Annotated in this window: 20 protein-coding genes and 1 tRNA gene; 10 read left to right on the forward strand and 11 right to left on the reverse strand. The window is 59.3% G+C overall.

The features are described 5' to 3' along the window. Positions 1 to 75 precede the first annotated feature (75 nt). Positions 76 to 987, forward strand: coding sequence for a LysR family transcriptional regulator (locus FE702_RS00725; RefSeq protein ID WP_147124303.1), 912 nt, complete (start codon positions 76 to 78; stop codon positions 985 to 987). 107 nt (positions 988 to 1,094) lie between these two features. Then, positions 1,095 to 1,880, forward strand: a complete 786-nt coding sequence (locus tag FE702_RS00730) for an inositol monophosphatase family protein (protein ID WP_147124304.1) — start codon at positions 1,095 to 1,097, stop codon at positions 1,878 to 1,880. A gap of 9 nt (positions 1,881 to 1,889) precedes the next feature. Here FE702_RS00730 and FE702_RS00735 read toward each other — a convergent pair whose 3' ends face one another. After that, positions 1,890 to 2,639 (reverse strand): rhomboid family intramembrane serine protease, encoded by a 750-nt coding sequence (locus tag FE702_RS00735; RefSeq protein ID WP_147124305.1) that lies wholly within the window; start codon positions 2,637 to 2,639, stop codon positions 1,890 to 1,892. A gap of 80 nt (positions 2,640 to 2,719) precedes the next feature. Between FE702_RS00735 and FE702_RS00740 the strand changes: the two genes are divergently transcribed. Both FE702_RS00740 and FE702_RS00745 read left to right on the forward strand, forming a co-directional pair. Then, a complete protein-coding gene (locus FE702_RS00740; protein ID WP_147124306.1) occupies positions 2,720 to 3,277 on the forward strand; it encodes a tetratricopeptide repeat protein in 558 nt (185 codons plus the stop codon). A 16-nt stretch (positions 3,278 to 3,293) separates the two neighbouring features. Next, positions 3,294 to 3,379 (forward strand) — tRNA-Leu (locus FE702_RS00745). Positions 3,380 to 3,511: 132 nt separating this feature from the next. Here FE702_RS00745 and FE702_RS00750 read toward each other — a convergent pair. Next, entirely contained in the window at positions 3,512 to 3,790 is a 279-nt protein-coding gene (locus FE702_RS00750; RefSeq protein WP_147124307.1) for a hypothetical protein, read from the reverse strand. A gap of 222 nt (positions 3,791 to 4,012) precedes the next feature. On the opposite strand from FE702_RS00750, the gene FE702_RS00755 reads away from it, so the two are divergent. After that, positions 4,013 to 4,657 (forward strand): hypothetical protein, encoded by a 645-nt coding sequence (locus FE702_RS00755; RefSeq protein ID WP_147124308.1) that lies wholly within the window; start codon positions 4,013 to 4,015, stop codon positions 4,655 to 4,657. A 61-nt stretch (positions 4,658 to 4,718) separates the two neighbouring features. Then, a complete protein-coding gene (locus FE702_RS00760; RefSeq protein ID WP_147124309.1) occupies positions 4,719 to 5,927 on the forward strand; it encodes a surface lipoprotein assembly modifier in 1,209 nt (402 codons plus the stop codon). Here the strand turns inward: FE702_RS00760 and FE702_RS00765 are convergent. The 8 genes from FE702_RS00765 to FE702_RS00800 all read right to left on the reverse strand — a co-directional run bounded on the left by FE702_RS00765 (position 5,924) and on the right by FE702_RS00800 (position 14,312). Beyond that, on the reverse strand, positions 5,924 to 6,448 hold the full coding sequence (locus tag FE702_RS00765) for a LuxR C-terminal-related transcriptional regulator (protein ID WP_147124310.1): 525 nt from the start codon (positions 6,446 to 6,448) through the stop codon (positions 5,924 to 5,926). The genes FE702_RS00760 and FE702_RS00765 overlap by 4 nt on opposite strands. 271 nt (positions 6,449 to 6,719) lie before the next feature. Beyond that, positions 6,720 to 8,471: a bifunctional helix-turn-helix transcriptional regulator/alpha/beta hydrolase gene (locus FE702_RS00770; protein ID WP_147124311.1), complete on the reverse strand. Its 1,752-nt coding sequence runs from the start codon at positions 8,469 to 8,471 to the stop codon at positions 6,720 to 6,722. Positions 8,472 to 8,594: 123 nt separating this feature from the next. After that, positions 8,595 to 9,389 (reverse strand): lytic murein transglycosylase, encoded by a 795-nt coding sequence (locus FE702_RS00775; protein ID WP_147124312.1) that lies wholly within the window; start codon positions 9,387 to 9,389, stop codon positions 8,595 to 8,597. A 58-nt stretch (positions 9,390 to 9,447) separates the two neighbouring features. Beyond that, complete coding sequence (metG, locus tag FE702_RS00780; RefSeq protein WP_147124313.1) at positions 9,448 to 11,169, reverse strand: methionine--tRNA ligase; 1,722 nt, start codon at positions 11,167 to 11,169, stop codon at positions 9,448 to 9,450. 91 nt (positions 11,170 to 11,260) lie between these two features. After that, a complete protein-coding gene (locus FE702_RS00785; RefSeq protein ID WP_147124314.1) occupies positions 11,261 to 12,481 on the reverse strand; it encodes an MFS transporter in 1,221 nt (406 codons plus the stop codon). 80 nt (positions 12,482 to 12,561) lie between these two features. Beyond that, a complete protein-coding gene (locus FE702_RS00790) occupies positions 12,562 to 13,128 on the reverse strand; it encodes a YceI family protein (RefSeq protein ID WP_147124315.1) in 567 nt (188 codons plus the stop codon). A 60-nt stretch (positions 13,129 to 13,188) separates the two neighbouring features. Further along, positions 13,189 to 13,536, reverse strand: a complete 348-nt coding sequence (locus FE702_RS00795; protein ID WP_147124316.1) for a hypothetical protein — start codon at positions 13,534 to 13,536, stop codon at positions 13,189 to 13,191. Between the two features lie 92 nt (positions 13,537 to 13,628). Continuing rightward, positions 13,629 to 14,312 (reverse strand): ImuA family protein, encoded by a 684-nt coding sequence (locus FE702_RS00800; protein ID WP_186826945.1) that lies wholly within the window; start codon positions 14,310 to 14,312, stop codon positions 13,629 to 13,631. A 112-nt stretch (positions 14,313 to 14,424) separates the two neighbouring features. Here FE702_RS00800 and FE702_RS00805 point away from each other — a divergent pair, with 112 nt between their 5' ends. From FE702_RS00805 to FE702_RS00820, 4 genes are all read left to right on the forward strand, one after another. Beyond that, the gene (locus FE702_RS00805) at positions 14,425 to 15,468 is read left to right on the forward strand and encodes an aldo/keto reductase (RefSeq protein WP_147124317.1); all 1,044 of its coding nucleotides are present in this window, start codon (positions 14,425 to 14,427) and stop codon (positions 15,466 to 15,468) included. Positions 15,469 to 15,546: 78 nt separating this feature from the next. Next, positions 15,547 to 16,455, forward strand: a complete 909-nt coding sequence (gene bcoG / locus FE702_RS00810; RefSeq protein WP_147124318.1) for a 3-dehydrocarnitine:acetyl-CoA trimethylamine transferase BcoG — start codon at positions 15,547 to 15,549, stop codon at positions 16,453 to 16,455. Between the two features lie 103 nt (positions 16,456 to 16,558). Next, a complete protein-coding gene (locus FE702_RS00815) occupies positions 16,559 to 18,016 on the forward strand; it encodes a carnitine 3-dehydrogenase (protein ID WP_147124319.1) in 1,458 nt (485 codons plus the stop codon). Further along, positions 18,013 to 18,759, forward strand: coding sequence for an SDR family oxidoreductase (locus tag FE702_RS00820; protein WP_147124320.1), 747 nt, complete (start codon positions 18,013 to 18,015; stop codon positions 18,757 to 18,759). Before FE702_RS00815 ends, FE702_RS00820 begins: the two co-directional genes overlap by 4 nt. 69 nt (positions 18,760 to 18,828) lie before the next feature. Here the strand turns inward: FE702_RS00820 and FE702_RS00825 are convergent, their stop codons facing one another. Continuing rightward, entirely contained in the window at positions 18,829 to 19,686 is an 858-nt protein-coding gene (locus FE702_RS00825; RefSeq protein WP_147124321.1) for a helix-turn-helix domain-containing protein, read from the reverse strand.

Raw genomic sequence — 19,686 nt, forward strand, 5'->3', positions numbered from 1 at the left:
TTCTGGTGCTTTGGTTTTGGGCGCGCTATATCCAACAAGCAAATTCATAATCCTCACAACCATTATGAGGTTTCCATGCATTTGGAGATGAAGCATCTGCGCGCTGTGCGCACGATCCACGAAGCAGGCGGTCTGAGCCGTGCGGCCGATATTCTGCACCTCACGCAATCGGCGCTGAGCCATCAGATCAAGGCGTTGGAAGAACAGGTCGGGGTCGAGCTTTTCGTGAGACGTTCCAAGCCGCTGAAATTGTCCAGCGCCGGGATGCGCATTTTGCGGCTGGCTGACAAGGTGCTGCCCGAAGTCGCGGCATTGGAGGAAGAGTTTCGCGGACTGCATGCCGGCAAAACAGGGCGCATGCATATCGCTATTGAATGCCATGCCTGCTTTGAATGGCTTTTTCCTGTTTTAGAGGCGTTTCGGAAAGCCTGGCCCGATGTGGATGTGGACATTCGCCCCGGTCTTGCCTTTGACGCCATGACGGCGTTGGAAAAAGAAGAGATTGATCTTGTTGTGTCGTCGGACCCTGAGGATATTGACGGCATCACATTCTCACCGCTCTTTGACTATGAAGCCGTGTTTGTGGCCGCGTCGCAGCACCCGTTGGCAAGCAAGGACTTCATCGAGGCCGAAGACTTTCGCGACGAATTGCTGATCACCTATCCAGTGGACCGCTCACGGCTTGATGTGTTTTCTCAGTTGCTGATGCCAGCCCGGGTTGAACCACGCGCGATCCGGCAGGTGGAACTGACGGCGGTCATCCTGCTTCTTGTGGCTTCCAACCGGGGCGTTGCTGTTTTGCCGGATTGGGTGGTGCGCGAAGTGCGGTATTCGTCCGACTACGTGACGCGGCCCCTGACCGAAAATGGCGTCACGCGGCGTCTATACGCCGCAGTCCGTGAGGATGAGGCCACCAAACCCTACATGGCACATTTGCTGAGGCTCGCGCGGACGGAGCCTGTCAAATTGCAAAAAGGGCAGGGTTAGCTGCGACGCTGCGCCCGCCAAGAAATTGCGTCGTCGGCACGCTTGGGTCTTGGCCTGTGTGCAAGGCTTGTGTAGACGGCGCGCTTGTCTAGCTTCAGGAATGTCCCATGCAAGGTTCTGCCAATCTGAATATCATGATCAAAGCGGCCCGCGCGGCTGGGCGGTCGTTGGTCAAGGACTTCCGCGAGGTCGAGAACCTGCAGGTTTCGTCCAAAGGTCCGGGTGATTTCGTCAGCAAGGCCGACATTGCCGCCGAAGAAATCCTGAAAGAACAACTGATGGAAGCGCGGCCCAACTATGGATGGTTGGGCGAGGAAGGCGGCGGAGTCGAAGGGTCTGATCCGACCCGTCGCTGGATTGTGGACCCGCTGGATGGCACCACGAACTTTTTGCACGGCATGCCGCACTGGGCGGTATCCATCGCGTTGGAGCATAAAGGGCAGATTGTAGCGGGCGTTATCTTTGACGCGGCCAAAGACGAGATGTTCTACGCTGAAAAGGGTCTCGGTGCCTTTGTAAACGAAAGCCGCCTGCGTGTATCCGGTCGGCGCAGCCTGATTGACTGCGTGTTTGCGACAGGCCTGCCCTTTGCGGGCCGACGCGAGTTGCCCGAAACCCTGCAAGATCTTGCGCGGCTTTTGCCTGCGACTGCCGGTGTGCGCCGTTGGGGCTCAGCCTCGCTTGATTTGGCCTATGTGGCGGCTGGTCGTTACGACGGCTTCTGGGAGCGCGGATTGAACATCTGGGACATTGCCGCAGGTGTGCTGATCGTGAAAGAGGCCGGTGGTTTTGTCGAAGGTCTGGTGGCGGATACCGATCCGCTGGAAACCGGTGACGTGATTTGCGCCAACGATCCAGTATTTCCGGCGTTTTCCAAGATCATTCGCGACTAAGACAGCGTCTTACGACCGTTTTCGGCGGACCTTTGGCACATTGGATTTCTGAAAGGCATATTGCGTTTCAGGATGTGGTGGATGGCCGTCTGTGCGACGCCAGAACCGCGTTCCACCCCGGTTGGTCCAGATCGGGATACATAAGATGAACCCGACCACAAACCCGCCTGCATGCGCCCAATAGGCGACGCCGCCGCCGGCTGCCTGATCGGCCACGCCTGCCACGATCTGAAACCCGAACCAAAGAGCTAACATGATCCACGCGGGCACTGGGAACACGCGGAAAAACACGATCAGGATCAACAGGATGTCGACCCGCGCCTTGGGAAACAGCAAAAGGTATCCGCCCATAATACCCGCAATCGCGCCCGAGGCGCCCACCATCGGGATTTGTGAGCTGGGATCGACGGCGACCTGCGCAAGCGCCGCGCCCACGCCGCAGACCAGATAAAAGATCAAGAAACCAACATGCCCGAATTGATCCTCAAGATTGTCACCGAAGATCCATAAGAACAGCATGTTGCCCGCCAGATGCATCCAGCCTCCATGCAGGAACATCGACGAAAAGAAGGTCTCCCAATTGCGGCCATCGGCGACATTTTCAGGCACAAGTCCCCAGACCTGATAAAAGCGGAACAGCGCGACCTCGTTCCCGGCGAGATTCTGATAACTCAGGAATATCAGGATATTGGCTGCGAGGAGCGTGTAGGTGACTAATGGAATACGCTCGGACGGGTTATGATCGCGAATTGGAAACATGCACGTGACTTGGGGCTGTCTGTCGGGGCGCGTCAAGGGCCAGACTTGACTTGTGAGGCTGCGAGCGCACCATTTTGCGCATGAGACACACGATATTCGCTTCATTCATGTCTGCCTTGGCTGCGATCCCCGTGACGGGATGGGCCGAGACCTGCCCCCTCAACAAGGATATCGCTGCCGCTGAGAGCGAGTTATTCGTCCAGATCCGGCAGGCACAACGGGGGGATGTCGTCCCCCCGCTATCGGATGCCCTTTGGGAATTGTGGACCGACGCGCCGGACGACAAAGCGCAAGCATTGCTGGACGAAGGAATGCGCGCGCTTCGCTTGGGCGACTATCGTCTCGCCGAACTGCGTTTGGATGAATTGATTGCCTACTGCCCGAACTATGCCGAAGGCTATAATCAGCGCGCCTTTGCCGAGTATCTGCAATTCAATTACAGCGCCGCATTGCCATTACTCGATCAGGCTGAAAGCCTGTCGCCGCGCCATCTGGGTGTTTTAACGGGGAAGGCGCTGACGCATGTTGCGCTGGGCGATGTAGAGGCCGCGCAGGAGCCGCTCAAAAAAGCCGTCCGCCTGAACCCTTGGCTCAGCGAACGCGCGCTTTTGCTTGAGCCTTTGGGACAAGAGTTATAGCACCCATCTCACGCTGGCCCGCGTGATGGAATGGTAGACATAGGGGACTTAAAATCCCTAGGCCCTAGTGCCGTGCCGGTTCGAGTCCGGCCGCGGGTACCAGCGTAATCCAGTAATCCAACCCTCCCTGAATGCGTCGCCGGACACGCAAAAACGACACCATGCTCTGGGGATTGCATGATGCCGTTCGCCGCGGGGGAACGCGGTGGAGTGGACCGTTGACGCGCGCGCCTGTCAGCAGCCTTTTTCTTCGGCGACCTGCCGTGCGGCCGCGGAATAGCCGCCGTCACCAACAAGTGGGTTTGTAATGGCCCTGGCCGAGGCTGCGATTTCGGCGTTGATGGCGGCGCAATCCATGGCGCGGAAGCGGCGCAGATGGGAATTGCGCGCAACGCCAGCGGTCGCTGCCGAGGTGACAGCCTGGCTTGCAACGACGCCAGCGGCACCGCCCATGCAGCCCGACAGCGTTGTGGATGCGATGGCCATCGCCACGATAAGTGATTTGGTGTGCATGAATAACTCCTGAAGAAAGGGATAGCCCTCGCTACGAGCAAGGACTGCACTTGGACATCCCCTGAATGGGGGAGTTTCGTGCAAAAACAGTGTCTTGTGGTGGGTGCCGACCTTCAGAAACCTGTCGATTTCCCCTGATCAGGGGATCGTTCAAAACGCCTCAAACCGGCACGTTCCCCGCGTGTGCCTGACACGGTCGGGCTTTGGTGAAACGAGGATTACATGAAGAATATTGTGAAAACCGGTGTGGCTGTTTTGTGTTGCGCAGCGCTGGCGGGGTGTCTGGGCGGCGGTGGCTCGGGTGGATCAGGCAATGGTGCTGGTGGGTCTGGCGGCGGCGGGGGTGGCTCGCTCTCGAACTATGAACGCGAATTCAACCGCGTGAATGGTACGCAGGCCACTTTGACGCGGCTCTCAGGTACCGCAAGCTACACGGGTCAGGTGTCCATCCGCACTGATCCCAATGTGCAAGACAGCGACACCGTCGAGGGTGACCTGAACATGGACATCAACTTTGACGCCGGTGCCAACCCGATCAGTGCGACCGCGACGAATTTCAGCGGTGTTGTGAACGGCCAGCAGACGGATATCACCGGCACACTGAGCACGGCGAATGCCCAAAACCAAGTGAACGCGATCACGGCGACGAACACGGGTGTGGGCATCGTCACGGGCATGTCGGTTGGTCTGGAAGGTACGCTCTCTGACCCGAATGGCAGCCTGTCTGGCGATGCGTTGATGACGTTGCAGGGCAATTTCCGTGGCAACAACGGCGCTGGCGTGAGCGGTGCAGCCGCTGTTGCAATTGATCCAAGCAGTGGCCCAGCCGTCATCACAGGCGGAACGTTCTACGCGGATCGCAACTAAGGTGGTCAGCACCCAAACACTCTGGACCCGCGCAAGCCATTGCGCGGGTCTTTTGCGCAAAATGGCGGGAGGATTGGGGCGTGTAGCTGTCCTGGCGACAGCGATTTTGGCGCAGACCCCGGAACAAGCCGCAGCGTCCACGTTGTCGGCTGAGGCCCAGTGGGATGCGGCTCTGGCGGCGATGGCCAGCGGCGATCATCGGACTGCGATCCCGATCCTTGAGGCCTTGGTCGCCCGCAACCCACGGCATGTGGAATACCGGTTCGAATTGGCCCTAGCGCTTTATCGGGCGGGCATTCGCGACCGGGCGGCATTTCATCTGGAGTATTTGCGCGGAGCGCCCCTGACGATGGGGCAGCAGGCAGCCGTCGGTCATTTGACGCGTGAGGTTGAGACCGACAGCGATTGGTCGGGATACCTGAGTTTCAGCATTGAGCCGCAGACCAACACCAGCGGCCAGACACAGGATGACCAGTTTTTGCTGGGTGGATTTGCGTTTTCTCTTGATGACAGCGCGCAAGGAGAAAGCGGGACGCTGTTCCGGCTCAAGATGGGGGGCGCTTACCGCCCGACACTTGGCACCGACTGGCGCGGTGATTTTGGCATTCATCTGGAAACTGTCCGTGGCCCTCATACGCGGCTCTATCAGGATCACGCGACGTTTAGCCTTGGGCTGGCACCACAATTGACCGGCGGGCGAAAGCTGACTTTTGGCACCCGGCTCGCCTGGCATAGCTATGGCAGTGGCGATTTGAACAGGTCGGAAAGTGTCTATGTGAATTACGGTTGGCGACCGCATGCGGCGGGGCGCATTCATTTGGGCTGGTCCGCACGGCAAACGGAGTTCGATGACCCTCTGCGCCCGGATTTGAAAGAGGTGACGGCGACCGCTTTGTATAGCCACGCCATCGGCGGCAATGCACGGATTGATGCGTCAATTTCTCGAACGAACTATCACAGCGACGACGCGCTTGATGCAGGCCGGCGCTACGGCGCGTCACTTTCGGCGATCTATGCGTTTGACGGGGGCTTTGTCGGGGGGCTGACAATCTCAGGCCAGGACGATCGTCGGGACGGGATCGTGCGGCTCTTTGGGGTTCAGCGCCACGAACAGAAGCACACCGTTGAACTGCGCCTGCATCATGCGCAGTTCAACGTGTTTGGCTTCGCACCGCAGCTTAAGCTGGGATACGAGCGCAATAATTCATCGATCCCACTCAGCGACTATGAAAACCGATACGCGACGCTGAGCCTCACGCGCGAGTTTTAGCCAAGCAAGCCCAGCCGGGCGGCCTGAAACGCTGCTTCGGCGCGGCAATTGATGCCAAGTTTGCGGTAGATGGATTTGATGTGGCAGGCCACGGTTGATGGCGCCAATTCAAGAGCTGCGGCCGCATCGGCGACACGCAGTCCCTGACCTATCAGGCGCAGCACATCTGTCTCGCGCGCCGTAAGATCAGTGCCACTGCTGAGAAGCGGCCCCGTGCGTCGAAAATGCGTGACAATGCGTTCGGCAATCGCAGGGGACAGTGCGACGCCCCCATAAGCAATCTGGATCAGCGCCGCTGTCATCTGGGTTTCTGCATCCTTGCGGCAGACAACACCCGCCGCGCCGTATCCAAATGCCTCGACAATGACCGGGTCGGAACAATCGGCCAGTACCGCAACCAACGCAGGCATGGGCGCGCGATTTGTGGTGACGATCTTGCGGGAAACGCGCCGCAAGTGAGCCATGCCCAGATCACCGGGGGCCACGTCCACAAGGATGACATCCGGTCGGTGAGCCACCATCAAGGGCTCAATCTGCAACAGGTCCCCTGTTGCAATGTCCGCGTTTGGAAAAGCGGATCGAGCCGGTCCACTCAACCGGGCTCGATCCGGGCGCCTAGCCCCCAATATCAGGACTTGCTTAATCTCCGAGGACGCCACCTCGGTCGTTTGCGCAGGAAAACTTTGCACGCTCCACTCCGAAAAACCATTTTCAAATCAGTCCCCTGTTCGCGGGATCCATAGACACCTGAACAGGGGACCTCTGTTTTCGGAGAGGTTTGGGATTCTGCCATCACCCCGCGGGGTTAACGGTCTCAAAAAACTGTCTGGTTTCAGAAAAAACCTGATCGAATCCCCGATAAAGCAGGTCTGATCCGTAACCTTTGACAATGAGCGGCGGATTTTGCCCCTCTTGTTCAAGGAATTCCTCGACAAAGCTGTGATCGAGAATCTGGTCCACGTCGCCATGCATCCAATGCTGCGGCAAGTCACGGAGGTGGTTGTAGGCATCGCTCCAGTCCGACATGGCCGATTTGCCATCCCAAACCATCGCCTTGGGGTCCTGCGCCGATGTATGGAGCATCCCCAGTTCGAAGAGCCGCGCAAATTCCGGATCAGTCAAAGTCTGCTGCTCAACGCCATCCTTGCCAAAGAACTCGCGATAAAACGCAACCGGGCCGGTTTTTCGCCATGTCCGGAAGCCAGCGCGCAACATGATCTCAAGCAGTTGCGGCGCATAGACGACCGTTGCTGCCGCAACGCGCGTCTCACGGTTCATCTTGCGCAGCATGTATTTGCGGATCGGGACACCCGCGCCGTTCATGGCAGCCCCCAAAACACGACCTGGCATTGCACCCGCTGCCCGGCAGGCAAAACTGATCCCGGCGTGGTGGACCCAGAAGGCCACCTTGTCGATGCCCAAATGGTCCAGCACCCTTTGGGTGTCTTCAGTCACCGTGGCGTTGAAATCCGGCCAGCGCGTTGGCGGCGCGCTGCGCCCGAAACCGGGGCGCGAAATGCCGATGACGCGCAGCCCAGCCGCCCGAAACGAGGCGATCATGTGCGGCGTAAAAAACGGACCAACGATGAGCCCATGCCAGAACAGGATCGGTTGCCCGTCAGGGTCGCCATATTCAAAAACCTGAACCTCGCGCCCCTGTCCAACAGAGACCATGCGCGCACTAGAGAGCGTTGGGCCAGACATCGCCGGAGGCGATAATTGCTCGACTGTGACTGTCGGTCCTAGATAGGCATAAGCCAACGCCGTCGCGTGAACATCCGCCATCTGGGTTGCGCCGAATTTGCGGAGGATCGATTTTGCCTGCGCCTTGACCGTCTCGCGTGATTTGCCAAGCATTTCAGCGGTTTGCGTCTGGGATGACCCGGATAACAACTTGAGCAACACCTCAAGTTCGGCCTCGGTCAGGCCAAATTCCTTGATCGCGAACTGCAGGACCTCAGGTGTCCAATGCACATAGCTTATCGTCAGCTGTACCTGCGGATCGGTATCAGCATGGATCGAATAATTGTCGCGCTTCATACAGCGGGTGATCAGCATGTCTTCGCGATGCTCGAAGGACAGCGGCAGAACCGATGTCCCCTGAAAAATGCCTTTGCGGGCATTGGCGACCAACCGGTCGACCGCGACCTTGCTGTCGGCATCCAAAGGCAGCTCATCTAGGTGACAGGGGAGACTGCGTTCGATCAGCGCCTCTGCAGCCGAATTCCCTGTGATCTGGTTGGTTTCGAGGTGAATGCAAATGTTTGCCAACCGTTCACCGGGATCGGCGGCTGTTTGTGGGTTGTCGGCTTCGGCAAACAGCGTGCGTTGCAGTCGGGTGATGTGTTTTCGAAAACTCGCCAGCTCATCCAAACTGCTCGGAATGTCATCCGCAAGATCGCGCTGTCCCGATTGGGAAAAGAAGAACAGATCCGATGCGACGACCATCTCGGCATAGGGATCGGTCGTCTCGGAGGCCTCGTAAAGCTTGTCGAGCAGTTCAAGCATGCGCTCAAGCGCGGACGGTACAAAGTCTTTTGGCATGAATAGATTGTCCAACCCCTTGGCACAAAATAGAGAATTCTGCGACCAAAGGTCAAACTAGTCTGTTCAGGGGATATGGAAATCCAGACCTTGGTGGGGCTGAGTGCCTAACAGGCGATCATTTTAGCGATCAATCCGCTCGGCGCTCAGCGCAATAGCCTGTTGGTAGACCGTTGCTGCGTTCCATTCGTTCAAAACGCGGAAATTGGCTGTGCCTTCCTGATAGGGCTGGCCCGGTTGCCAGCCCTTCGCGCGCAGAAACCGCGCGGTGGAGCCCAAGGCGTCGGCCACACCATAAAGGTCCACGCGCCCATCGCCATTGGTGTCAATGCCATATTTCAGGGCATTGCCGGGCAGGAACTGAGTGTGACCCAATTCGCCATGTGCCGCGCCAAGGGTTTGCGGAGTCATCATGCCCCGGTCGATCATGATCAGGGCCGCGATCGCATGGGGTTCAAAGAACTCGGACCTGCGGCAATCATACGCCACGGTCAGGATGCTATCGACGACCCGTGTCCGACCCATGGTGCGGCCAAACCCGGTTTCCATGCCGTGGATTGCCAGAAGGATGCCCGAAGGAACGCCGTAGATGTCTTCCAGGCTCTGGAAAAAGGCAGCGTTTCGGTTCTTATGCTTTTTCGCCTGCGCGGCGAAGCTATCCAGCGACCCAAGTCGGATGCGGATGAAATCGTTCAGCGCGTATTTTACGCCCTTTTGGTTCCGATCAGCCGCGATGGTCGATGTAGAGTAGGAGGCGTTGGCCAAGGCGCTTAGCCCGGCTGGCCCGACACCAGCCGCTGCAGCCTCAGTTGCAAAGGCCGCTTTCCAAGCGCTCCACCCGCTGCTGTCATTTCCGCACTGCGCGGCGTGACCGAATGTGGGGGCCAGAATTAGGGCAAGAACTGGAAACAGGCGCATTGATACCTCCCTGACTGTTTCGGAAAGGGTATCAATGCCGCGTGACCTGCAACAGACCCTAAGTGCGCACACCGGCAAAGCGTTCGGCCCACTCTGCGCGGGCGTCATCGCTGATCTTGGCAAAGAGCACATCAGGCACGGTAAAGGCATGGCCTGCAGGAAGCACATTCAATGCCTCGCCCACATCGCCCGGCCATTCTGTGTCCAGCGTGTTCATCGCGCTCAGCATCTTGGCGGCGGATGTGGGAATGAAAGGCGCAGACAGCACGGCGTAAAGTCGGATCAAGTTCAACGCCATCCGGATCGTTGCGGCGGCGGCGTCAGGGTCTTCCTTGAATGCGGCCCAAGGCGCGGCCTCTTGTAGATATTCGTTGCCCAGCACCCAAATGGCGCGCAGGTCAGCGGCGGACTTCCTCACTTCGACGGCGTCCATATTCGCCTCATAGGCACGGATGCGGGCCGTGAGGTCCGCGATCAGCTTCTCCTCACGCGGGCCGTAAGTGCCGCCTGACGGGACCTCTTCTCCGAACTTGGAGCGGCAGAACTTCGTCACTCGGCTGACAAAGTTTCCTAGCACATCGGCGAGGTCCTTGTTCACACCGTCCTGGAACCGTTCCCACGTGAATTCGCTGTCGCTGCTTTCGGGCGCATTCGACAAAAGCCACCAGCGCCAATAGTCGGCCGGCAGGATTTCCAGCGCCTGATCCATGAAGACCCCGCGCCCTTGCGAGGTCGAGAACTGACCACCGTCATAGTTCAGGTAGTTGAAGGATTTGATGTAATCGACCAGCTTCCAAGGCTCCTTGGACCCCAGGATGGTGGCCGGGAAGGACAGGGTGTGGAACGGCACATTATCCTTACCCATGAACTGGTAATAAGTGACGTCGTCTGCGCCCCCGTTTTCGACGTCCGTGCGCCACCAGCGTTTCCAATCATCGCCTTTGCCTGCGTTCACCCATTCCTGCGAACACGCGATGTATTCGATAGGGGCGTCAAACCAGACGTAAAATACCTTGCCTTCCATGCCAGGCCAATCGTCATCACCGCGCTTCACGGGCACACCCCAGTCCAGATCGCGTGTGATGCCTCGGTCCTGCAGACCATCGCCATCGTTCAGCCATTTCTTCGCGATCGAGGTCGTCAGGATTGGCCAATCCGTCTTGCTGTCGATCCACGTATTCAGATCGTCGCGCATGGATTTCTGGCGCAGATAGAGGTGCTTGGTTTTGCGCACCTCCAGATCGGTCGAGCCCGAGATAGCAGAACGCGGATCAATCAGATCGGTTGGATCCAGTTGCTTGGTGCAGTTTTCACACTGATCCCCGCGCGCTTTGTCGTAGCCACAATTGGGGCAGGTCCCTTCGATGTAGCGGTCCGGCAGATAGCGCCCGTCGGCGTTTGAATAGACCTGTTCCTCTTCGACTTCGGCAATCAGGCCATTGTCGGCCAAGACACCGGCAAAGTGTTGCGTCAGCGCCTTGTTCTCGTCCGAGGATGAGCGACCGAAATGATCAAATGACAGTCCAAAACCGTCAGCGATCTCGGATTGGATGGCATGCATCTCGGCACAATACTCGGCCACTGGTTTGCCGGCTTTCGCAGCGGCCAGTTCGGCAGGCGTGCCGTGCTCGTCAGTGGCACACAGAAACAGGACCTCATCGCCGCGCCCACGTTTGTAGCGCGCAAAGAGATCCGCCGGCAGTTGCGAGCCGACCAGATTGCCCAAATGCTTGATCCCGTTGATATAAGGGATCGCCGAGGTCACAAGAATCCGCGCCATGTTCCACTCCGTTGCGTCTGCACGGTGTGATAGGCCACCGATGCGCGACCTTCCACCCTTCATCTTTCCAAAAATACTCGTGGCGCTGCGCTCAGTTCCGGTCGCGGCGGTCCTTCAGCAGCCGACCGATCAAGAAAGAGGTTCGTGGCGCATAAACATAGCGCGTGCGCTCCTCGACCGTTGGGCGCACAAGCCGCCGTGCCAGCGTCAGAAGGATCAAGGCAAGGTGGCCGATGGCGATGTAGGCAAAGAACGACATCGGACCAAGCGCGTCGATCAGGCGGGCCACAATGATCGGACTGAAAATCGCGCCAACGGCGTAATAGAACAAGAGCGCTGCCGACAATTCAGCTCGCTCATCTGATTGCGCGAAGTCATGCGCGTGCGCGGCAGAGATCGAATAGATCGGAAAGGTCACGAATCCGAACAGGAACGACGCAGCGAGGATACCTTGCGTGCCCGTGGCAAAGGTGCTGATCCAGCACGAGCCAATCGCGAGCGCCGAAAACCCGATCAGCACAGCGCGACGGTCAAACCTGTCGGCCATCCAGCCTGCCGGGTACTGCGCCAGAGCGCCACCCGCGACGAAGGCCGCCAGAAAGAGACCGATATCGCGCGGGGCCAGCCCAACCTCGGCCCCATAGATCGGCCCGACCATACGATAGGCAGACGCGGTAAGCCCGGCGACCAGCACCCCACCCACCGCCAGAGGCGAACGTTGAAAGGCGAGCGCGGGACGCAGCCGCAGCGCCGCCCCTGTGACCGGCGGGCTTGCTCGGGTCAACGTCAGAGGCAAAAGAGACGCGCAGCAGATGATCGTCAGCAGGTTGTAGGCGATATAGGTTTCGACGCTGGCCAGCACTCCGATCATCATCTGAGCCATGAGCGACGCGCCCAGATCGACAAAGCGATAGATGCCCATGGTGCGTCCACGGGTCTCGTTCGTGACCTTGGCCTGCAACCAAGCTTCGACGACGGTGTAGCACCCCGCTACGCAAATCCCAGACCCGATGCGAAAGAGCCCCCATGCCAGTGGGTCGATGATCAGCGTATGTCCCAAGAGACCGATGGCGCCCATTGCGGTAAAGGCCGCGAAGGCGCGGCTGTGGCCAACAGCGCCCATCAAACGTGGCGCCCACCAACACCCCATGAAGAAACCGGCAAAGTGTGCAGACCCCAAAAGGCCAACTTCGCCTGCGGAAAAGCCAAGACCCAGCCCGGTGACGGCATCAAGTGGCCCGACACCTCCGGACGACACCTGCAAAAGGATGATCGACAGAAAGAGCGCACCAAAGGACAACAGCATCCGCATGCCTTTGGCTTACGCCTGTTCGACCCCGATAAATGCGCCCGGGCGACATTGGGGTGGCGATTTTGGAACTTTCGGACGCTTTATTCAGCGCGATCTATGCGCGCCAGAACCTCGAACTTGATGTGCGGACTGACGATCGCCGGAAAGCCATCGGCCCCAAACACGCGGCGATCAACCGTACCGGTGAGCAGGACCGAGAGGCGAGAAACATCATTGTCGGCGCTGCCGCGCTGGCGATAGATATTGGCCTGCATGACGACCGGCTGGGTGATGCCGCGCAAGGTCAGAAGGCCGGTGACCATGCCGCCATTGAAGTCCCCTTCAAAGCCGGTCGTACGAAAGCGCATTGTTGGGAATTCTTTGGTGCTCAGGACGCCCGCACCATGCATCGCTTCGTCCGCAAAGCTCTGACCGGTGCGCGCAGCCGCGGCATTCATCGTGACATTGGCGCTGGAGTCTTCGATGGAACCGAGGTTCAGGCGGATATCGGCCGCGCTGATGGGCATTGCGCCCTGCGTCGGGGTCCCCGCCATGTCAAACGTGAACACGACGGTCGAACGGTCGCGGTCAAGCGTGTAGGGCACAACCTGTGCGAAGGCCGCAAATGGCGCACACAGGAACAGGGCAAGGACAAGCAGGGCGTGCATGGCAATCTCCGTCTGGCTTAGACTGATATGACGGTAGGTAGCGCGAAGATGCCGTTTGGTTCAGTCTTCCTCGTCTGGCGCGCGGGATTGTGAGGGCGTGTCAGACCAAAGCGTTGCAATGTCACCGAGGCTGGGGTCAGGGGCATTTAGGCGGCTGGCGGCATAGACGTCACAGGCCAATGATGTGGCCGCTTCGAGCCAGTCTGTGTAGGTCCAGTGGCTTTCTGCGCGGAAAGACGACTTCAGGTCTGTGGCGATCAAGGTGATCAGAAAAACGACATCAAGCGCTTTGCGGTTCGGGTGGTCCGGAAAGGCCTGATCACAGGCTTGCTGAGGTGTCAGCCCATTGGCAAACACCAGTTCGAGCAACTGCCTTTGCAGCGCGTCATCCCCCACCGATCCCGTCATTTTGCTTGTAACCGGACGGGCGGGTCACGCACCGTCACACTCTTACCCCACATATACCCCGTAAACGGGGTAACACGATTTTCCGTGTGGGACTAGTGGGTTGCAGGAAGCGGTGGCTGAGTTGCGGTGTCGGATGCAGGGGTGTCAGCGCCGCTTTCAGGCAGGTCGATCAGGCAAAAGCCGGCTTGTGTCGCGCGCAACCCCCATGATTTGGGCGGCAGGGTGCGGGCGCGCAGACGGCTGAGCCGCCAGCGATGTTTTTGGGCACCTGTCATCGCGTCAGGCAAAGCTGGATCCAGCCGCCAGCGGGTTTCGACCCCTGATGAGCCGCCATCGCCCGGTGTCAGGATTAACCCCAATGGCGCGATGCCACGTTCAGCACCGCGTTCCGCAGACAGGTGCAGCCGCCGGATGGGCGTCAGCGCGGGCGGGGCAGGCAGGTCAGCCACGACAAGCGGGACCACGCCAGAGCGCAAGACCTCTTCCATGGTCCAGAGAAGGTCGGTGGCGTTGCCCGCGCGGATGAATGTCACGCGCCCCGGATTGATAAAGCGTGCCGCGCCCTGACCGCTGATATGATCAGGTTGCCAGCCGGGCAGTATCCAGAAGATCGCCCCATCGGTTTTCTGCGCGACCATCATGGCCAACGTCCGACGGTCGGCACCGCACAGTTCATGCACGCGCCCAGGTTGCAGGGCGAGTTCGCCCATCACCGGTACGACGGGGCGTTCGGTGTCCGGGCGACGGGTCAGAAGATGTGCAGCAGTCTGGGCCATGGCGTGTAGTATGTTCCTGTTATGTTCTTGTGGCAAGGGTGGGTGCAAGTCTGGCCTTGTTCCCGCCTGCTGCGAGGTTAGGGTCGGGGCCAAGTTTGAAAGGATGCCTTCGATGAAAATGAACCAGCTTGGCCGCACCGACATGATGGTCAGTTCTTACTGCCTCGGCACGATGACCTTCGGCACGCAGACCGATGAGGCGGGCGGTCACGCTCAGATGGACCGGGCGCTGGATGCAGGGATCAACTTTGTCGACACGGCAGAGATGTATCCCGTCAATCCGATCAGCGCCGAAACGGTTGGGTTGACCGAAACGATCCTTGGCAACTGGAACGCCAAGACAGGGCGGCGCAAAGACTACATTCTTGCCACCAAGCATTCCGGCGAAGGGCAGGGATTTGTCCGCGACGGCGCGCCGATCAGTTCAAAGACAATCCGCGAAACCGTAGAAAGCAGCCTGAAGCGTCTGCAAACCGATTACATCGACCTCTACCAGTTCCATTGGCCCAATCGCGGATCTTACATGTTCCGCAAGAACTGGACCTATGACCCGTCTGGCATGCGCGCCGAGGACGTCCGCGCAGACATGCTGGACTGCCTTGAGGCGCTGCAGGCGGAGGTGGATCGCGGGACAATCCGTGCATTTGGTCTGTCGAATGAGAGTGCATGGGGAACAGCCCAGTGGCTGCGACTGTCCGAACAGCATGACCTTCCGCGGGTGGCCTCTGTGCAAAATGAGTATTCGCTGATGTGCCGTCTCTACGACACGGATATGGCCGAGATGTCCGTGGCTGAGGATGTCGGTTTGCTTGCGTTTTCGCCATTGGCCGCTGGGTATCTGACGGGCAAATACCAAAACGGTGCAGTGCCTGCCGGGTCACGTATGGACATCAACGGGTCCCTTGGTGGGCGCAAAACCGAGCGCGCATTTGAAGCGGTGCAAGCCTATCTGGATGTGGCGGAAAAGCATGGGCTTGATCCCGTTCATATGGCGCTGGCTTGGTGCGATACGCGACCTTTCATGTGTTCAAACATCTTTGGGGCCAGCACGACGGAGCAACTGGATCGTATTCTGTCGGGGCTGGATGTGACGCTGAGTGATGAGGTTGTTGCCGATCTTGATGCGGCCCATCAGACCCATCCGATGCCGTACTGATCAGCATGATCGTGGCGGGGGCTGCACGATCTTGCGCCCTCGCCGAAGCATAGTGCGACGCGAAAGGGAGGGCGTGCAATGCCGTTAGCGATGAATCGAGAGGTCTTTATTACCTGCGCCGTGACCGGGTCCGGCAGCACGCAGGACCGCAGTCCGCATGTGCCTCGGTCCCCGAAAGAGATCGCCGACAGCGCGATTGCCGCGGCCAAGGCGGGTGCAGCGGTGGTGCATTGCCATGTGCGTGACCCAGAGACAGGTGTGCCGTCGCGGGATCTTAAGCTTTACCGCGAAGTGACGGACCGCATTCGGGATGCCGAGGTGGACGTCGTGCTGAACCTGACGGCCGGGATGGGCGGCGACATCGTTTTTGGCGGCGTGGACGCGCCTTTGCCTGTCGCGGCAGGCACAGACATGATCAGCGCTGAGGAACGGGTGGCGCATGTGGCCGAATGCCTGCCCGAGATTTGCACGCTGGATTGCGGCACCATGAACTTTGCCGAGGCCGATTACGTCATGACCAACACGCCGGGCATGTTGCAAGCTATGGGACGGATGATGACCGATCTGGGCGTGAAACCCGAGATTGAAGCCTTCGATACAGGCCATCTGTGGTATGCCAAGCAACTGGTGAAAGACGGAATTTTGGACAGTCCCGCCTTGGTGCAGTTGTGCATGGGGGTGCCGTGGGGCGCGCCGGATGACCTGAATACCTTCATGGCGATGGTGAACAATGTGCCGGATGATTGGACGTTTTCGGCATTCTCGCTGGGCCGCAACCAGATGCCCTATGTGGCAGCGTCGGTGCTGGCGGGCGGCAATGTGCGCGTCGGTCTGGAAGACAACCTGATGTTGGACAAAGGTGTGCTGGCCACGAACGAAAGCCTTGTGGCGCGCTCGGTCGAAATCATCGAACGTCTTGGTGCGAATGTGATCGGGCCTGACGCAGTGCGTGAGAAACTGGGTCTAGTAAAGCGCGCGCCGGTTTGAGTTGCGGGGCAGGGTGGGCCCGCCCACCCACCCCGTTTGGGGGCTCTGCCCCCGTCCTTCGGACTCCCCCGGAGGTTATTTGGGAAAGATGAAGGAGGGGCCGATGGCGACGGCGGCGATCATTGGCGGTGGTGTGATTGGTGGCGGCTGGGCCGCGCGATTTTTGCTGAACGGCTGGGATGTTCAGGTCTTTGATCCTGATCCTGATGCCGAGCGCAAGATCGGTGAAGTGCTGGATAATGCACGCCGGTCTCTGCCGGGGCTTTATGAGGTGGCTTTGCCGCCCGAAGGCCAGTTGAGTTTTCACAAAACGATTGCCGAAGCGGTGTCTGGCGCGAGTTGGATACAGGAGAGCGTGCCTGAACGGCTTGAGGTCAAGCAACGCGTCTATCAGACGCTGCAGGACACGGCCGATGCCTCGGCGATTATTGGATCGTCCACGAGCGGGTTCAAACCCTCGGAGCTGCAGGCAGGTGCAGCGCATGCGGGCCAGATCGTAGTCACCCATCCGTTCAATCCGGTCTATTTACTGCCGCTGGTCGAGTTGGTGACGACCGATAAGAACGCAGCCCCTTTGATCGCGCGGGCGAAAGACATTCTGAGCGGCATCGGTATGTATCCGCTGCATGTGAAGAAGGAGATCGACGCGCATATCGCCGACCGGTTCCTTGAGGCTGTCTGGCGTGAGGCGCTATGGCTGGTGAAAGACGGGATCGCGACGACAGAAGAGATCGACAACGCAATCCGCTATGGCTTTGGCATTCGATGGGCGCAGATGGGGTTGTTTGAAACCTATCGCGTGGCGGGTGGCGAAGCGGGCATGAAGCATTTCATGGCCCAATTTGGCCCGGCGCTGAAATGGCCATGGACGAAGCTCATGGATGTGCCGGAATTCACCGACGAATTGGTGGACCTGATTGCAGGCCAGTCCGATGCGCAGTCAGGTGCCTATTCCATCCGAGAGCTGGAGCGCGCACGCGACAATAACCTTGTGGCGATGATGCGGGCACTGAAGGCGCAAAACTGGGGTGCGGGGGCGCTGATAAAGGCGCAAGACCAAGCGATGGAAACCTTGCCGCGTGCGGCAGCAGAGGCCGATGTGAGCGCGCCGATCCCGACGGTGACACGCGCTGTCCCACTCGATTGGACCGATTACAACGGCCACATGAACGAGGCTCGGTATTTGCAGGCTTTTGGCGACGCGACGGATCGGTTCATGGAACTGGTCGGCTGTGACGCGGATTACATCGCCTCAGGCGGGAGCTATTTCACCGCCGAAACCCATATCCGGCATCTGGATGAGGTGAATATTGGTGAAACGATCACCATCACCACACAGCTTTTGGCCGGTGCGGGCAAGAAGATGCACCTCTGGCATGAAATGCGGGTTGGGGATCGGCTTGCCGCGACGGGCGAGCATATGATGATCCATGTCAGCCTTGAGACCCGCCGGGCCTCGGCACCTGCTGCGCACATCGCAGATACGCTCGCCTTGATTGCTGATGCCCATGCGATGCTGCCTGCGCCAGAGGGCGCTGGCGCTGCTGTGGGTGTGCGGTGAAGCGGGTTTTGATCACCGGTGGCGGCTCCGGGATCGGGCACGCCATGGGGCTGGTTTTCGAGGCCGAAGGATTTGACGTCTGGGTGACGGATGTCGACGAGGCGGCGCTGGCGGCCTGTCCGGATACCTGGACGACCTGTGCCGCCGATGCAGCCGATGAGGTGGCCGTGCGCGCGATTATGTCGGAGATCGGCGCAATCGATGTTCTGTGCGCCAATGCCGGTATTGCGGGACCCACGGCGGCATTGGAGGATGTAGGTTTGCAGGACTGGCAACGCTGCGTTTCCGTGAACCTTGAGGGGGCGTTTCTGGTAACGAAACACGCTGCGCCGCTGATGAAGGCCGCAGGCCGTGGCGCCATCGTTTACACGTCGTCGACAGCTGGGCAGCACGGGTACCCCTTTCGTGCGCCGTATTCTGCGGCCAAATGGGCGGTCATTGGCTTGATGAAAACGGCTGCGATGGAACTCGGGCCGTATGGCATTCGCACGAACGCCATTTGCCCGGGGGCCGTCGAAGGTCCGCGGATGGAGGGTGTGATGCAGCGCGAAGCAGCGGCCAAAGGTCTGACGCGCGATGAGATCTACAACGGGTATGCTAGTGGCACTTCGATGCGGTCGCTTGTGACGGCAAGGGACGTGGCCAACATGGCTGTATTTTTGGCATCTGATGCGGCGCGGTTGGTGTCGGGGCAGGTGATCGCCGTTGATGGACATACCGAAAACCCGGATCCGAAGGTTTAGCGGGCAATGGCCCAGACCTATGTGGGGGCCCGCCCCTACACCCCCGAAGGTAGTCTGGAAAGATGAAGATCAGACGGTGGTAAGCAGCTGCTTGAGGTGGTTGGTCATGTCGCGCGAGCCGACGGTGGCTTCGCGTACCAGACGGTCGAAATGGCGTGTGACGACATCGACGCGGTCGGCATCGCGGAATGCGAGATAATTTGAGCCCAGATAGATCACGGCCAGCAAGGGGCCGAAAATCGTGATGGGAGCAGAGTACAGCCTGTGGGCGTCGAACAGATAGAGGCGCAAAGACGGATAGAGCTGCTCGGTGACCTCGATCAGCCATTCCAGCTGAGTGAGCCGCGTCTCGCGCGGAAGCCCGTTATAGTAGCCTGTCCCAGCAGCAAAGGCGGCAAGGTCATGGGTGGGCAAGGCGATTTCATAGTCAGAGCGTGCACCGCGCATCCAACGTAGGCGGTCGTCGCTGGCACCGATGGCTTGGTCAATTGTGCGTCCGAGCGACGGCTCGTATTCCCAGCGCAGGGTGTCATGGGTTTTGAGCATGTCCGGCAGGCCTGCGGGGACGTGGCGGATTTTGTAGCCTTGCGCCTCTTGGTGCCATGCAAAGATTTGCTCGTCGACCAATGCGCGCGGGGCTTCTGTGACCAACATGGAGGCGGCGATCAATTCGCCCACCTGTTCGGGACGTTCGGACAGGCCCAGAAGCCAATCGGCGCTGACGCCAAGGTGGGAGGCGCATTCCGCGACAACCTGTGCATTTGGCAGCCGTGCGCTATCGGCGGCCAAGAGCTGGGAAATTGTAGAACGGTCGACACCAATTGCCCGAGCCAAAGCGGATTGATTTGACCTGACGCGTGCCATCGCCGTTGTGAGGCGTTCGCGAAAAAGCGCAGCGCGATCACGTTTGTCGTGTATTGTGCTCAT

Source organism: Shimia ponticola (genome assembly GCF_007995215.1).
Classification (GTDB): Bacteria; Pseudomonadota; Alphaproteobacteria; order Rhodobacterales; family Rhodobacteraceae; genus Shimia_B; species Shimia_B ponticola.